Genomic DNA, 14,407 nt, shown 5'->3' on the forward strand with positions numbered 1-14,407 from the left:
GGTCGGTTCTCGACACGCTGCACCTCCCTGTGATCGAAAGGTGCGCTTTGTCATGAAACTCCGCTACGTCTTACCGGTGCTCGCTCTGCTCCTCGGCGTCGGCGTCGCGCCCGCCGCGGCTCAGACGGACATCGGTGCGGCCGATGCCTGTTACACCTGGGGACGCACGCTTTCCGAAGGAGCGTCGGGCGACGACGTTCGCCAGTTGCAGATCCGCGTGGCCGGCTACCCCGGCTACGGCGGCGTTCTGGGTCTCGACGGGCAGTTCGGGCCGGCCACCAAGGCGGCCGTGACCCGGTTCCAGCAGGCCTACGGCCTGGCAGCGGACGGCATCGCCGGCTCCGCGACGTTCGCGAAGATCTACGCGTTGCAGGACAACGACTGCACGCCGGTCAACTTCTCCTACGACGAGCTCAACAACTGCAACTCCACCTGGTCGGGCGGCAACGTCTCCGCCGCGACCGCCCGCGCCAACGCCCTCGTGTCCATGTGGAAGCTGCAGGCCATGCGGCACGCGATGGGTGACAGGCCGATCGACGTCAACGGCGGCTTCCGCAGCGTCGCGTGCAACAACGCGGTCGGCGGCGCGACCAACAGCCGCCACCTGTACGGCGACGCCGTCGACCTGGGAGCCGGCCCGCAGGGCTTCTGCGCGTTGGCCAAGCAGGCCCGCAACCACGGCTTCAGCGAGATCCTCGGGCCGGGCTACACGGGTCACAACGACCACGTGCACGTCGCCCACCGCTCCAACCGCTTCTGGTCCGCGCCGAGCTGCGGCGTGTCCTAGGCTCCTCGGGCCCCGACGGCGTTCCCCTGATCGTTTCGGGGGAACGCCGTTGGTCTGTACGGACCATTTGCGATCTGAGTGGAACTGGCGGGCGGGGCGCTGCGTCATCCTGTGGAACGAGCACGTACCGGGCGTTCGGGGGAGGACGGGACGGTGCCAGACATGGCGGGTTCACAGCGGACGACCTCCGCGGCGCAGACCTTCGGAGGCAACTGATGTCGAACCCTCTGGTGGTCCAGCCCGACGCGGCGCCGTCCGGGTTCATGAACGCCGGCACCGGTGACAACGGCTGGGCGACGGGCATCTCGATCGCCGAGTCCGCGATGGACACGTTCAACGGCATCAAGGACGGCAACTGGGTCGAGGCCGGCCTCGGCATGGTGGGCCTGGTGGCCGACGCCGCGTCGATGGCGATCGACCCGTTCGGCACCCTGCTGTCCTCCGCGGCCTCGTTCCTGATGGAACACATGCAGCCGCTGAAGGAGGCCCTCGACTGGCTGGCCGGCGACCCGCCGGTGATCGAGTCCTATTCGGCGACCTGGACCAAGGTCGCCGAGGAGGTCGGCAAGGTCGCCGCCGAGTACAAGTCGTCCGTGGACGCGACCTCTCCTTGGACCGGTCCTGCTGCTGACGCCTACCGCGCTGCCGCGGGTGGTCAGCTGGACGCGTTGTCCGGCGCCGCGTCCGCCGCGGGTTCCGTCGGGACCGTCGTCGGCGTGATGGGCATGGTCGTCGCCTTCGTGCGCGAGATGGTCCGTGACCTGATCGCCGACCTCGTGGCGAAGCTGATCACGTGGGTGCTGGAGGCCGTGTTCACCCTGGGCTTCGGCACGCCGGTGATCGTGGCGCAGGCCGTGACCGCGATCTCGAAGTGGGCCACCCGCATCGGTGAGCTCATCCAGAAGCTCATCTCGACCATCAAGAAGGTCTCGCCGCTGCTGGGCAAGCTCGTCGAGATCTTCACGAAGATCATGAAGGTCGTCGGGAAGCTGGTCGGCAAGGTGACCGGGCTCGACGTGATCTCGACGAAGTCCATCAAGCCGGGTGGCCTGTTCCACAGCACGAACTCCCCCGACCTGACCCCGTCGGGCTCGCCTTCCGGCTCACCTTCGGGTTCGCCGTCTTCGTCCACTCCAGACTCCTCGCCTTCCTCCCCGTCTTCACCCTCTTCACCTTCGTCTCCTTCTTCGCCGTCCTCGCCTTCGTCTCCTTCGTCTCCTTCGTCTCCTTCGTCGCCGGACGCTTCGCCGTCGTCGCCTTCTTCCTCGACGCCGTCGTCACCTTCTTCGCCTTCCCCTGCCCCGGACGGCCCTTCGCGCGCACCCGACAGCTCCTCGCCGTCGTCTTCGGCCCCGAGCCCGTCCCGCACCCCCGACGCACCGTCCACTCCGGACGCCCCGTCGTCCCGCCCGACCTCCACCCCGGAAAGCTCACCTTCCTCGCCCGGTTTTCCTGGTTCGCCCTCCTCACCGGGTTCCGCCGGCTCGCCGTCCGCCCCTGGCTCACCTTCCAGCCCGGACACCCCAGCGCCCCCGCGCAACACCGGCCAAACCAACCAGGCAGGCGTCGCCGCCCCAGAAGCCCCACCGCAGCACGCCCCGTCCGCCCCACGCGACGCAACCCCGCCGTCCAGCACCCCGACCACCCCGCAACAGGCCCCCACGGGCGCCCCCGCAGGTGGCCCGGCAGGCGCCCCCCAGTCAGGTACCCCGTCATCCGGCGGCAACCCACGCCCCGGTTCCGGCGGAGGCTGGACCGGCACCCCGGGCCAACGCGGCGACCTCGGCTCCGGCGTGCCCTCCCAGCGCACCCCGGACGCCTCCCCCCTCCGCCCTTCTCCAACGCACCTTCGGCCCGCACAGCCCGTCGCAGCCGAACTACAACTCCCCCAGCTCGCCCTCCGCACCACACGCAGGCAGCCCCTCCACACCGTCCACCCCGAACGCGGGCAGCCCAACGCACCCACGCACCCTCGCCGTCGGCTCCCGGCACACCTCACGCCGGCTCACCGACGGGTCCGAGCGCACCTCACGCCGGCTCACCGACAGGTCCCGGCACATCTCACGCCGGGTCGCCAACGGGTCCGAGCGCACCCCACGCACCCTCGCCGTCGGGCCCCGGTGCGCCTCACGCCGGCTCGCCGACCGCTCCTGGCTCGCCGCACGGCGGCCCAGCAGCACCGCACAGCCCGCACGCAGGCTCGCCATCGGCACCCCACTCTCCCAACGGCCCAACCCGACGCACCGCACAACACCCCGGCACCACCTCCCGGCTGGCCGCACAGACACCCGACCGCCGCAGTCGACCACCACGCCGTCCCACCTGGACGGCCCGGCTGCCCCTCACACCACCCCGAACGCCCCGCAACAACCGGGCTTCACCCGTCCCAATCCGGCCCGGCATGCCCCACACCGGCGGCCCGAACGCTCCCACGCCGGCGGCCCCTCCCCAGCAGCCACACCCCGGCAGCCACACCCCGGCGGTCCTGCCTCGCGCCACGACGCCCCCGGTCAGCCGCACAACCGCCTGACGGCCCCGGCTCACGCCCCGACGGCACCCGCCCGGACGCCTCCCGCCCCACACGAACACCCTGGCGGCCACCCGAACGCCCCAACCAGGCCGGACTCCCCCTACAACCGTCCCGACACCGCACCCCGACGGCCCCGCCCCGCGGCGCCGACGCCCCACCGCCCACCCCAGCTCGCGCCGGACGCACCCGGCCAGCCCCACCACCGCCCGACGGCCCGGCTCCCGCCCTGACGGAACCCGCCCGACGGCTTCCGCCCCACCAGGACGCGCCCGGCAGTCACCCCAACGCCCCGGCCAGGCCCGACGCACCGGCACCGCACAACCGTCCCGACGGCACGCGACCCGACACGTCACGGCCCGATGGCTCACGCCCGGATGGCTCACGTCCTGACAGCAGTCGTCCCGATAGCAATCGTCCCGACGGAAGCCGGCCGGACGGCACGAAACCCGACACATCGCGCCCCGACGGCACAAAGCCCGACGGGACGCGTCCGGACGGGACGCACCCCGACGCCACGCAGCCCGACGGGACGCACCCCGACACCACCAAGCCTGACGCCCCAGGTCACTACGACGCGGACGGTGACTCCCCGAACAGCCACGCCGACGAGTCGCGTCCCGACCCGGCCGAAGCGCACCAGCGCCACGCCGAGATGACCCCTGCCGGTGTGTCGCACCACGGTGGCGACCCGAACATGGGCGATCTGCCGCACCGCGTGCCGAACGACCCGCGGTTCTTCACAGCCGACGTGCACATCACGCCGGATGGCCGGGCTCGCATCGGTGGTCACGACTACACGCCCGCCGAGTACGCGGACATGCTCCGCCGTGCGGGCTACGACGGCAGCAAGCCGGTCCGGCTCATCGGCTGTGACGCGGGCAGCAACGACTTCGCCAAGCAGTTGTCGAAGCACCTCGACGCGCCGGTGGTCGCGCCGACCAAGCCCGCCTGGACGGACAGCCGGGGCCGGGTCTTCACCAGTGACGCGGAACTCGGGCCCGACGGCACCCGCCAGCCGAAGATCCCGCCGAACGGCGAGTGGGAGACGCACCACCCGGACGGCTCCAAGTCCAAGGCGAGCGAGGACGGCTTCGCGCCCGGCACCGACCCGAAGGACAAGGACGGGCTCGACCCGACCGACGCCAAGGACCGGCCGGGCAGGGTCGACGAGGACAAGGTCGTCGAGGTCGAGAAGCCCGAGAACAACATCCCGATGAAGGACCGGATCCAGGACCCCGAGTACCGGGCGAAGTACTACGACGAGCGTTCCGACGGCTGGCACCGCAAGCAGATCGGCGTGGAGGACGCCTCCGGCGATCCCGTCCCGAAGATCCGCGAGAAGGACGGCGAGTTCATCGAGACGGAGAAGGAGACCGCGACCAGCGGGAAGTACCAGCCGGACCCGGACAACCCGAAGAAGGACTGGGCGTCCAGCAGGCGGGCCGGCGAGCAGGAGGTCGACGACTTCGTCGACGCCAACCGCGGCCACCCGGACAGGGACGTGGAGAAGGTCGTCGCGGACCGCCAGAAGGCGATCGAGGACCTGGAGCAGGCCAAGAAGGACCACGACAGCTCGCCCACCGAGAAGACCGCGGAGGACAAGCGGGACGCCTTCGAACGGCAGACGAACGAAGGCGAACGTCTCGGCGACCTCGCCGGTGAGAACGCCATCCCGGTCGAGTTCGGCTCGCCGGCCACCCGGCTGGACCCGAACCTCGGCGGTTCGGGACGGTTCGACCAGATCTGGGAGGTGCCCGACGGCAACGGCGGCACCAAGTACGTGCTGGTCGAGGCCAAGGGTCCCAACGGCACGCTCACGCCGCGCCGCGGACTGGACGGCGAGCTCTACATGCAGGGCCACCCCGAGTACGCGAAGAGCATCCTCCGCGAGATGGCCACCAACCGGCTCACACCGGAACTGGAAGCGAAGATGCGCTCCCGCGGCGCAACCGACGCGGACATCGACGCCTACAAGGACGCACTCAAGCAAGAGCGCGACCTCGCCAGGAAGATCACGGCCGGCTACCCGGACAACTCGGAATACGTGCACGTGAAGGCGCATGTCAAGGAGGAACCGATCCCCGGTGGCACCGACACCCGTGACGTCTACGATGGGTACACGATGAAGAAGTTCCAGTGACTGAAGCCCCAAAACCCGCGGGAGAGTGAGTTTCCAGGTGGTCACCGTGCAGCGTCATCCGACCGACGCCGAGTGGGCTGAGGAACAGCTGGAGTACTACGTCACCGTCGTTCCGGAAGGCGCGGCGAGCGTCGAGCAGTCGACCGAGCGCCTCAGCGTGCTGCACCCGGCCGCGATTGACCGGCTCGGCTACGCCTCGGTGCTCGACCCGACTGCGCAGAACCTCACGACCTGGGACGCCGTCGTGCAGGCCATGCAGGTCACCACTGGCATCTACGCAGCGGCCGGTGCCACCGAGGGCACCGTCGAGTGGCTGATCGGCGAACGAACGGTGCAGATTCCCGCGACCGGGCCGGTTCACTACGCGAACTTCAAGCGGTGGCTGGACGCTTTCTGGCTTGCGGCGATCGTTCGTGACAAGAAGTGCCTCGACCTGCTGGCTTCGTTCCCGCTGGACATCATCAAAGCATCGGGCAACCAGTACGAGGAGCTCGACGCCTTGTGGGCCCGTGCGCTGCAGATGTTCGCCAACAGCGAGCCCGGAATGGCCGAGGCGCTCGCAGAGGCGATGGCCGCCACCGACCCCGAACGACTGAGGGTCAGCGCTCCCGAGTACGCACTGCGTCTCGCCTTCCCTGCGATGAACACTTTCCTGAATCTGATGCGCAGCAACCACGAGCGGGAGTTCAACGAAGCGCTCGCACAAGCGCTCGAACAGCACAAGGCGTACTACACCGCGGACAGCAAGCTGGCTGATGACCCGCGCGGTCTTGTGGCGCTGGCTCCGCTCGGGCTCGCGTGCATCGCCAAGGACTCCGGGCTGAACGTGGACGTCGAGTCGGACTACCTGCCCAAGCACCTGCTGCTCGGCTCGTGGGTCGGCGAGTACCGGACGTCGTGACCGGACCGGACGGTTCCAGCACGCATGAAACTCGTTGAGCGCTGGCACGAACTGGCGCGGGAGCTGGCGCCGTCGCTGCCCGGCCAGTGGTCCCTGCGCGGCTGGGGCGAGCAGACGGTGCTGGTGGAGGAACCGTGGGACTGGACCGCGCGGTGGATCGGCTTCGACCGCAGCGCGTACTCGGAAGACGGTTGGTTCATGGCCGCCGTCGAACCGCTTGTGCTCGACCGGTTCCGCTGGGCTCTCTCGTTCGGGATCCGGATGGACGAGGTGCGCGGCGGCCCGCTCAGCGTTGACCTCTGGGCCGACAACGCCGGTCAGGTGCTCCACGACTTCGTGCACGGCGCGGCATTGGCGGTGTTGGACGAGTGGACGGTGGAGAAGTTCGCAGCCGCGGCCGACAAGTCCATGCAGCGTCCCGTCGAGAAGCGGCGTGCACCGCACTACTGGCTGCTGGCACCGGGATACCGTGTCGTGCTCGACACCGGTTCCCCGGAAGAACCCCTCCGGCAGGTCATCGATCACATCAACGAGAGCGGGAAGTTCGCGACAGCGCTCCTGTTCTACGAAGAACTGCTCGAACGCTGGCAGACCGGCGGCCGCGACAAAGCGCTGAAGTTCCTCGAGTTCGACCGGGACCGCAAAATGGAGGAAGCGGGCTTGCACGCCCACTAGGCTCGCCACACTCCACAATGGAAGCGAGACCCATGGGCAACTGGTCGCCGCTCACCCCGACCGAACAGCAGGACAAGCTCACCGAGATCACCCAAGAAATCCTGCCGACCCTCCCACCCGGATGGACGCGACTCGTGTTGCGCGCCAAGATGATCGGCCCGCACAGCGAGGCCGACACCGGCCTCAAGATGGCGGACGGTTCCGTGCGCGGGTGGTCGTTCCCGCCCGAGGTGTGGCGGAAGTTCCAGCAGCTGCGCAAGGGGATGTACGCCGAAGGGCTCGGCTCGTGGGTCGAGTTCGAGTACGTCCTCGACCCGCCTACGAGCTTCACCATCCGCTACAACCGGGACGAGGCACCGGAGTTCGACGCCGCGCCGTCGCCGGAGCACTTCGCCACCGAGCAGCGGTGGTTTCCCCGCAGCGACGAGCGGATGCCGCGGTGGTTCCGCGAGGGGCTCACCGGAGCCAACGCCTGACGCTTGGCAGCGAAACCCGTTCCGGGACAGGGCTCAGCGGTCCGCCCGGCGCTCCCGGAACGCGATCATGTTCACCCTGTTGCCGCACCGGACGCTGCAGAACCGCTTGAGCCCGTTGCGCGACAGGTCGAGGAGCAGGCCCGCGCAGTCGTCGGCCGCGCAGATCCGCAGGCGGTCGGTCTCGTCCATGCGGATCACGTCGATCAACGCGAGGGCGGCTTCCACGCGGATTCGTTCGGCCAGCGGGGAGTCCGGTTCGGTGGCGTGCATGTGCCAGTCGAGGGCGTCGTGGCGGACGAGGCGCGGGAGGGCTCGTGCGTCGCGGAGCATTTTGTTGACCACCTCCACGGCGTCGTCGCGGTCGAGGGTCCAGACGTGCCGGAGCAGGGTGCGGGTGCGGTGGACGTCCTGCAGTTCGGCGTCGTCCTGGTCGAAGCGGCCCGTGTAGGCGTGGCGGCGGAGCAGGGTCATGAGCTGGTCGGGGGTGGCCAGTTCGTCGGTGCCGCTGCGGGAGGCGGACGGGTCGGTGTTGCACAGGTCGACTACGCAGACGAGTGAGTCGACTGTGTCAGGGGCAAAACGCAAATTGACTCCTTACCGGAACCGACCTAGCGTCAGGGGCATGGGTCAGGTTAGGCCATGACGGAGGAGGTGGGCATGACGGTGAGCTCGAGGTCGGCCGGGGTGGTCGCGGCGGTGGTCTCGTTCATCTCGTTCGGCACGTCGGGGGCGTTCGTCAAGCCGCTCCTGGACGCCGGGTGGTCGCCGACCGCCGCTGTCACGGCGCGGGCTCTGCTGGCGGGGCTGGTGTTGTTGCCGTTCGTGGTGGTGTCGCTCAGAGGACGGTGGCACGCGCTGGTGCGGGCCAGATGGGCCGTGGTGGGCATGGGTGTGGTCGGGGTGGCGGTCACGCAGGTGCTGTACTTCGCCGCGATCCAGCGCATTCCGGTGGCGACGGCGTTGCTCATCGAGTTCCTCGCGCCGCTCATGCTGGTCGGATACACCTGGGCGGTGAGCAGGCGGACGCCGGCGCCGGTCGTGCTGGCCGGGTCGGTGCTCGCGGTCGGCGGGCTGGTGCTGGTGATCGGGCCCGGTGCGATCACGGCGGTGGACCCGGTCGGGGTGGCGGCCGCTTTCGGTGCGGCGATCGGGTGTTCGGTGTACTTCGTGATCGCGGCGCGGCCGAACGAGGGGCTGCCTCCCGTCGCGCTGGCCGGGGCGGGGTTGCTGCTGGCCGTGCCCGTGCTGGCGGTGGTCGGGGCGACGGGGTTGCTGCCGTACACCGCCACGTTCGGGGACTTGACGCTGATGGGCACCACCACGGCCTGGTGGGTGCCGCTGGGTGTGGTCGCGGTCGTCGGCACGGCGCTGGCCTACGCGAGCGGCATCACCGCCTCCGGGATCCTCGGGTCGCGGCTCGCGTCGTTCATCGCGTTGCTGGAGGTCGTCTCGGCCGCCGTGTTCGCGTGGCTCCTGCTCGGTCAGGGGCTCTCCCCCGTGCAGCTCGCCGGCGGTGCGCTGATCCTCGCCGGAATCGCGTCGGTGCGGGCGGAACGGCAGCAGGTCGAGCCGGTGGTGCCCGTGCTGGCCGCCACGAAGTGACCCGTCGTTCGTGGGGTCCTGAGCCAAACACACGTGGGCCGCAGCAGGCAGTAAGACCATCGACCGGACACAAGGAGATGCCCAGGGCCCTGCAGCAGCATGATGTGAGCGCTAACAGAATGGGCTAATCTGGAAGTCATGAATGCGCTGGTCCGCCAGTCGTTCGACGGTTATTCGACATCACACATTGTTAGTTAACGCTCACATCCACCGTTGACCGGGTCGCGATGGCGTGGCTACATTCCGTGGCATGTCCTCACCGTTGAGTCGACGTAGGCTCTTCCAAGCCGCCGGTGTCGTCGCCGTCGCGACCACCGCCCCATCCCTCATCGCCGGTTCGGCGCAGGCCGCCGCCGTTCCGCCGGTCCGCCCCGACGCGGGCGTGTCGGCCCACCCGTTCGACCTGTCCGAGGTGCGGCTGACAGCGGGCCGGTGGCTGGACAACCAGAACCGGACGCTGGCTTACCTGCGGTTCGTCGACGTGGACCGGTTGCTCTACAACTTCCGCGCCAACCACCGGCTGCCGACGAACGGGGCCGCGCCGCTGGGCGGGTGGGAGGCGCCGAACTTCCCGTTCCGCACCCACAGCCAGGGGCACTTCCTCACCGCTTGGGCGCAGGCGTGGGCGGTGCTGGGCGACACGACGTGCCGGGACAAGGCGAACCGGATGGTGGCCGAGTTGGCCAGGTGCCAGGCGAACAACGCGGCGGCCGGGTTCAACGCCGGGTACCTGTCGGGCTTCCCGGAGTCGGACTTCGACGCGATGGAGGCCGGTTCGCCGAAGTCCGTGTCGTACTACGCGCTGCACAAGACCCTTGCCGGGTTGCTGGACGTGTGGCGGTACGTCGGCAACACCCAGGCGCGCGATGTGTTGCTGCGCATGGCGGGGTGGGTGGACTGGCGTACGGCCCGGTTGTCCTACAGCGTGATGCAACGGGTGCTGGGCACGGAGTTCGGCGGCATGAACGCCGTGCTCGCCGACCTCTACCAACAGACGGGTGACGCGCGCTGGCTTGCGGCGGCCAGGCGGTTCGACCACGCCGCGGTGTTCGACCCGTTGGCGGCCAACCAGGACCGGCTCAACGGCCTGCACGCCAACACACAGGTGCCGAAGTGGATCGGCGCGGCCCGCGAGTACAAGGCGACCGGCACCACGCGTTACCGCGACATCGCGCTCAACGCCTGGAACATCACCATCGGCGCGCACACGTACGTGATCGGCGGCAACAGCCAGGCCGAGCACTTCCGCGCGCCCAACGCGATCGCCGGCTACCTCAGCACCGACGCGTGCGAGGCCTGCAACACCTACAACATGCTCAAGCTGACCCGTGAGCTGTGGCTGACCGACCCCAACAACGCGGCCTACTTCGACTACTACGAACGCGCGCTGCTCAACCACCTGATCGGCCAGCAGAACCCGGCCGACCCGCACGGCCACATCTGCTACTTCACCGGCCTCAACCCCGGCCACCGGCGCGGCAACACCGGTCCCGCGTGGGGCGGCGGCAACTGGAGCACGGACTACGGCACGTTCTGGTGCTGCCAGGGCACCGGCCTGGAGACCAACACCAAGCTCGCCGACTCCGTCTACTTCCACAACGGCACCACGCTCACCGTGAACCTGTACACGCCGTCGGTGCTGACGTGGACCGCTCGTGGCATCACGGTCACGCAGACCACGAGCTATCCGGCGAACGACACGACGACGTTGACGGTCACCGGCAACGCGGCCGGGTCGTGGACGATGAGGCTGCGCATCCCGGCCTGGACCACCAACGCCACCGTCAGCGTCAACGGCGTCGCGCAGGCTGTCACGCCCGGCACCTACGCGTCCGTCACGCGGTCGTGGCAGTCCGGCGACGTGGTGGCGCTGAAGCTGCCGATGCGCGTGATCGCTCAGCCCGCCAACGACAACGCCGACATCGTCGCACTCACCTACGGCCCGGTGGTGCTGGCGGGCAACTACGGCAACACGACCCTGCCGGCGACGCCGTCGCTGGAGGTCGGCTCGGTCACGCGCACGTCGGGGCTGTCGTTCACCGCGCGGGCGAACGGAACGCAGGTGAACCTGGGCCCGTTCCACGACGCGCACGGCTTCAACTACGTCGTCTACTGGAACACCGGCAGGAGCTACCGGTTGGTCAACGCCGGCAGCGGCATGGTGCTGGGCGTCCAGGACATGTCCACATCGGACGGTGGGCTGGCGGTGCAGTGGCACGACAGCGGCACCGCCGACCACAACTGGCAGCTGGTCACCGACGGCTCCGACGTGCGGCTGCGCAACCAGCACAGCGGCAAGGTGCTGGGCGTGGAGAACATGTCCACCGCCGACAACGCCCGCGTGCTGCAGTGGTCGGACAACGGCACCGCCGACCACCGGTGGACCCTGCTCCCCCAGGGTGACGGCACCTACAAGGTCCGCAACGCGAACAGCGGCAAGCTGCTCGGCGTCCTGAACGGCTCCACCGCGGCGGGCGCGCAGGTCGTGCAGGACTCCGACAACGGCAGCGCGGACAACCGCTGGCGGCTGGTGGCGAACTGACTCAGAGCTCACCGCCGGGCTTGCGTCCGGCGGTGAGCTCGTCGACCTGCGTGGCGGTGAACGGCGGGTCGAACAGGTCACCGCGCGCCGCGTGGCAGCGGAACATGTCCGCGATGTAGTGCATCCGGTCGGGCAGGTCGGACCAGTCGCGTGCGGCGGTGCCGCTCAGGCTGTCCGGGGTCGGGTCGACGGTCGCCAGCAGTGCCAGCAGGTCCGGGTCGGCCAGTTCGGCCAGAAGAGGCGGGAACGTGGCCGGCAGGTCCACGCTCAGGTCCAGGACGTCGCCGCCGGGCAGTGCCATCGTCATCAGGTGCTCGGTCACGGCGCGGCGGACCAGGACGCGGGCCCGGTCGGCCAGGCGGTCCACCGCGCGGTGCAGGGCGGTGCGCCTGCCGAGCAGGGTCACCAGCGTCAGGCGCAGCCACCGCACGAAGCGGTTGCCCGGGAGCAGCAGGTCGAGCAGGCGGCTCTCCAGCTCGCGCGGGTCGACGACGGGTCCTTGCAGCGCGGCGGTGATCTCCGGTTGCAGGCGCGTCTGTTCGTGCAGGCCGACCTCGATGTTCGCCAGAAGCAGCAGCTCGGCGCGTTGCTTGTGGTCGAGGGTGGTCGTCGCGCGGTGGTAGCGGGTGAAGGCCTGCCGCAGGTAGCGCTGGCCCTCGGGTGGTTCGCCGGGGCGCAGGGCCGCGCAGAACTCCTCGACGTCGGCCGCGGCGAGGAAGCGGGCGAACTCGCGGGCGATCTCCTCGAAGACCTTGAGGTTGCCCTGGGCGGAGGCGGCGCTGACGGCGTCGAGGCGTGCGACCGAGACCACGGCCTGGCGCACCGTCTTGTGGGCGTGGTCCAGCACGTCGGCGGGAACAGCACGGCGCAGGGTGCGGACCAGCTCCTCCACCACGACGGTCACCTCGGGTGAGTTCTGCAGCAGGCGGCCGACGGTGCGGGCCAGGTCCTCCTGCCGGATGGTCTGCCCCACCTGCTTGGACGCCCACACCGCGAACGTGCACCAGTTCGACCCGCCGCCGGTCCTGGCGGCCAGCGCGCGGGCCAGCCGGTGGTAGCAGTGGGTGATCTGGAGGTTGCGCACGACGGGGTCGGCGTGCGCCGCGATGCGTTCGACCTCCTCCAGCAACGGCGGGATGTCCTCGCCCAGGTCGTGCACGTCCGCACCGGTCTGGCTCATGCCTGCCTGTCCCTTCTCCACGGTCACACCTGCAGGATCGTCCGCGGGGCGGTGAACGTGACGCCGGATAACGCGTGAACATGGGCAAGTGGCATTGGCAGGGCTCGCGGCGGCGCGCCGAGACTGGCTGCACCCCTGCCACCCTCCCGAGAGGTCTTCCCTCATGCGGATTCGACGATCCTTCTCGTCGGCCACCCTGCTGCTGTGCGGCCTGTCCCTGTGCCCGGCCGTGGCGCACGCGGACGACACCATCGGCTCCGACGGCTATGTGCACGTCGCGCCCAACGGGGTCGTGCTCGGCGTTGACCCCTACTACCCCGCCGACGGCAACGGCGGGTACGACGTGGCGGACTACGCCGTCGACCTGACCTACGACCCCGCCGCCCGGTTCCTCAACGCCAAGGCCGTCATCAGCGCCACCACCACGCAGCGGCTCAGCCGGTTCAACCTCGACCTGCGCGGCCTCACCGTGACCGCGGTGAAGGTGGACGGCGTGCCCGCGGCGTTCGTGAGGGCCGGGCAGCACGAGCTGGTGATCACGCCCGCCGCCACGCTCGCGGCGGACACCGCGTTCACCGTCGAGGTGGTCTACTGCGGCCGTTCGCAGCCGGACTACACGCCCGGCCGTGGTGTCACGGGGTGGCGGACGACGTGGTCCGGCGGTGCGGTCGCGGCCGGTGGGGCGCACTCGGCGCGCACCTGGTTCCCGGTCAACGACACCTCGGCCGACAAGGCGACGTTCCACCTCACCGCCACCGTTCCCGCCGGGTGGACCGCCGTCTCGACCGGCACGCGCACGTCCGTCCACAACGGACGGCACACGTGGGTCGAGGACGTGCCGGTCACGCCGTCCGCCACCATGATCGCCGTCGACCGGTTCGCCGTGCGCGAGTCGACCGCGGGCGGAACCCCGGTCCTGGACGCCTTCGCGCCCGGTGCCGACCCGGCGCTGGCGGCGAAACTGCCTGCGGTGCTGGACTTCCTGACCGGCCAGCTGGGTCCGTACCCGTTGCCCGCGGCGGGTGGCGTGTACCTGCCGGACCTCGTGCACTCGCACCCCGCGCAGGGGCGGCCCGTGCACGGCGGCGGTGCGGACCAGTCGGCACTCGTGCAGGCCGTGGCCGCGCAGTGGTGGGGCAACCAGCTCGCCATCAAGATGTGGCAGGACCAGCCGCTGGTCGAGTCCTTCGCGCGGTACCTGGTGTGGTTGTGGGACGAGGAGAAGCGCGGGCTGGCGGTCGAGCAGCGCTACCAGGACGCGGTGCGGCGCGCGGATGCGCGGTTCTGGGGGCGGGAGCTGGCCGATCCCGGTGCCGGCAGGGAGTTCTCCGTGGCCGACAAGGGTGTGCTGATGGTGCACGCGCTGCGCAAGCACATCGGTGACGCGGCGTTCTTCACGGTGCTGCGCGACTACCCGCAGATCGCGACGGGGCTCAACCAGGGCTGGTACGACTGGGAGCTCTTCACGGCGGCGGTGGCGGACAAGGACCTCACGGCGTTCTACCAGGCTTGGGTGCACGGCACGGCTCTCCCCCCGGCTGAGCTCCGCTGAGGAGCTCCGGCAGCGGTGTGCC

The 14,407-nt window shown here is 70.0% G+C and carries 12 protein-coding genes; 8 read left to right on the forward strand and 4 right to left on the reverse strand.

Features of this window, described 5'->3' with window-relative positions:
• Nucleotides 1–52: 52 nt before the first annotated feature.
• On the forward strand, nucleotides 53–787 hold the full coding sequence (locus BBK82_RS41705; protein WP_065919842.1) for a D-Ala-D-Ala carboxypeptidase family metallohydrolase: 735 nt from the start codon (nucleotides 53–55) through the stop codon (nucleotides 785–787).
• Between the two features lie 655 nt (nucleotides 788–1,442).
• On the opposite strand, the gene BBK82_RS41710 is transcribed toward BBK82_RS41705, so the two are convergent.
• Together BBK82_RS41710 and BBK82_RS41715 are read right to left on the reverse strand one after the other, a co-directional pair.
• Nucleotides 1,443–2,330, reverse strand: a complete 888-nt coding sequence (locus BBK82_RS41710) for a hypothetical protein (RefSeq protein ID WP_154697820.1) — start codon at nucleotides 2,328–2,330, stop codon at nucleotides 1,443–1,445.
• Between the two features lie 334 nt (nucleotides 2,331–2,664).
• On the reverse strand, nucleotides 2,665–2,994 hold the full coding sequence (locus BBK82_RS41715; RefSeq protein ID WP_154697821.1) for a hypothetical protein: 330 nt from the start codon (nucleotides 2,992–2,994) through the stop codon (nucleotides 2,665–2,667).
• 975 nt (nucleotides 2,995–3,969) lie between these two features.
• Here BBK82_RS41715 and BBK82_RS41720 point away from each other — a divergent pair.
• The 4 genes from BBK82_RS41720 to BBK82_RS41735 are packed head-to-tail and all read left to right on the forward strand — an operon-like array spanning nucleotide 3,970 to nucleotide 7,509.
• Nucleotides 3,970–5,457, forward strand: coding sequence for a hypothetical protein (locus tag BBK82_RS41720; RefSeq protein WP_154697822.1), 1,488 nt, complete (start codon nucleotides 3,970–3,972; stop codon nucleotides 5,455–5,457).
• A 46-nt stretch (nucleotides 5,458–5,503) separates the two neighbouring features.
• Nucleotides 5,504–6,358 carry an immunity 49 family protein gene (locus BBK82_RS41725; protein ID WP_170068055.1) on the forward strand — a complete coding sequence of 285 codons (855 nt, stop codon included), beginning with the start codon at nucleotides 5,504–5,506 and terminating at the stop codon, nucleotides 6,356–6,358.
• A 24-nt stretch (nucleotides 6,359–6,382) separates the two neighbouring features.
• The gene (locus BBK82_RS41730) at nucleotides 6,383–7,033 is read left to right on the forward strand and encodes a hypothetical protein (protein ID WP_065919847.1); all 651 of its coding nucleotides are present in this window, start codon (nucleotides 6,383–6,385) and stop codon (nucleotides 7,031–7,033) included.
• A 17-nt stretch (nucleotides 7,034–7,050) separates the two neighbouring features.
• Nucleotides 7,051–7,509 carry a hypothetical protein gene (locus tag BBK82_RS41735; RefSeq protein WP_237047872.1) on the forward strand — a complete coding sequence of 153 codons (459 nt, stop codon included), beginning with the start codon at nucleotides 7,051–7,053 and terminating at the stop codon, nucleotides 7,507–7,509.
• Nucleotides 7,510–7,542: 33 nt separating this feature from the next.
• Here the strand turns inward: BBK82_RS41735 and BBK82_RS41740 are convergent, their stop codons facing one another.
• Nucleotides 7,543–8,094, reverse strand: coding sequence for a CGNR zinc finger domain-containing protein (locus BBK82_RS41740; protein ID WP_071812789.1), 552 nt, complete (start codon nucleotides 8,092–8,094; stop codon nucleotides 7,543–7,545).
• Between the two features lie 54 nt (nucleotides 8,095–8,148).
• Between BBK82_RS41740 and BBK82_RS41745 the strand changes: the two genes are divergently transcribed.
• Together BBK82_RS41745 and BBK82_RS41750 are read left to right on the forward strand one after the other, a co-directional pair.
• Nucleotides 8,149–9,111 carry an EamA family transporter gene (locus BBK82_RS41745; RefSeq protein ID WP_218920504.1) on the forward strand — a complete coding sequence of 321 codons (963 nt, stop codon included), beginning with the start codon at nucleotides 8,149–8,151 and terminating at the stop codon, nucleotides 9,109–9,111.
• 250 nt (nucleotides 9,112–9,361) lie between these two features.
• Complete coding sequence (locus BBK82_RS41750) at nucleotides 9,362–11,653, forward strand: beta-L-arabinofuranosidase domain-containing protein (protein WP_065919849.1); 2,292 nt, start codon at nucleotides 9,362–9,364, stop codon at nucleotides 11,651–11,653.
• 1 nt (nucleotide 11,654) lies between these two features.
• Here BBK82_RS41750 and BBK82_RS41755 read toward each other — a convergent pair whose 3' ends face one another.
• Nucleotides 11,655–12,854: a hypothetical protein gene (locus BBK82_RS41755; protein ID WP_154697823.1), complete on the reverse strand. Its 1,200-nt coding sequence runs from the start codon at nucleotides 12,852–12,854 to the stop codon at nucleotides 11,655–11,657.
• Between the two features lie 142 nt (nucleotides 12,855–12,996).
• On the opposite strand from BBK82_RS41755, the gene BBK82_RS41760 reads away from it, so the two are divergent.
• Nucleotides 12,997–14,385 carry a M1 family metallopeptidase gene (locus tag BBK82_RS41760; RefSeq protein WP_083268559.1) on the forward strand — a complete coding sequence of 463 codons (1,389 nt, stop codon included), beginning with the start codon at nucleotides 12,997–12,999 and terminating at the stop codon, nucleotides 14,383–14,385.
• The last annotated feature ends 22 nt before the right edge of the window (nucleotides 14,386–14,407 follow it).

The organism is Lentzea guizhouensis (assembly GCF_001701025.1).
Lineage (GTDB): Bacteria > Actinomycetota > Actinomycetes > Mycobacteriales > Pseudonocardiaceae > Lentzea > Lentzea guizhouensis.

Bases quoted from the DNA above. Each gene is read 5' to 3' on its own strand.
- BBK82_RS41705 (WP_065919842.1), top strand. From the start codon at position 53: ATGAAACTCCGCTACGTCTTACCGGTGCTCGCTCTGCTCCTCGGCGTC.
- BBK82_RS41715 (WP_154697821.1), bottom strand. From the start codon at position 2,994: ATGGCGAGCCTGCGTGCGGGCTGTGCGGTGCTGCTGGGCCGCCGTGCG.
- BBK82_RS41720 (WP_154697822.1), top strand. From the start codon at position 3,970: ATGACCCCTGCCGGTGTGTCGCACCACGGTGGCGACCCGAACATGGGC.
- BBK82_RS41730 (WP_065919847.1), top strand. From the start codon at position 6,383: ATGAAACTCGTTGAGCGCTGGCACGAACTGGCGCGGGAGCTGGCGCCG.
- BBK82_RS41735 (WP_237047872.1), top strand. From the start codon at position 7,051: ATGGAAGCGAGACCCATGGGCAACTGGTCGCCGCTCACCCCGACCGAA.
- BBK82_RS41745 (WP_218920504.1), top strand. From the start codon at position 8,149: ATGACGGAGGAGGTGGGCATGACGGTGAGCTCGAGGTCGGCCGGGGTG.
- BBK82_RS41750 (WP_065919849.1), top strand. From the start codon at position 9,362: ATGTCCTCACCGTTGAGTCGACGTAGGCTCTTCCAAGCCGCCGGTGTC.
- BBK82_RS41760 (WP_083268559.1), top strand. From the start codon at position 12,997: ATGCGGATTCGACGATCCTTCTCGTCGGCCACCCTGCTGCTGTGCGGC.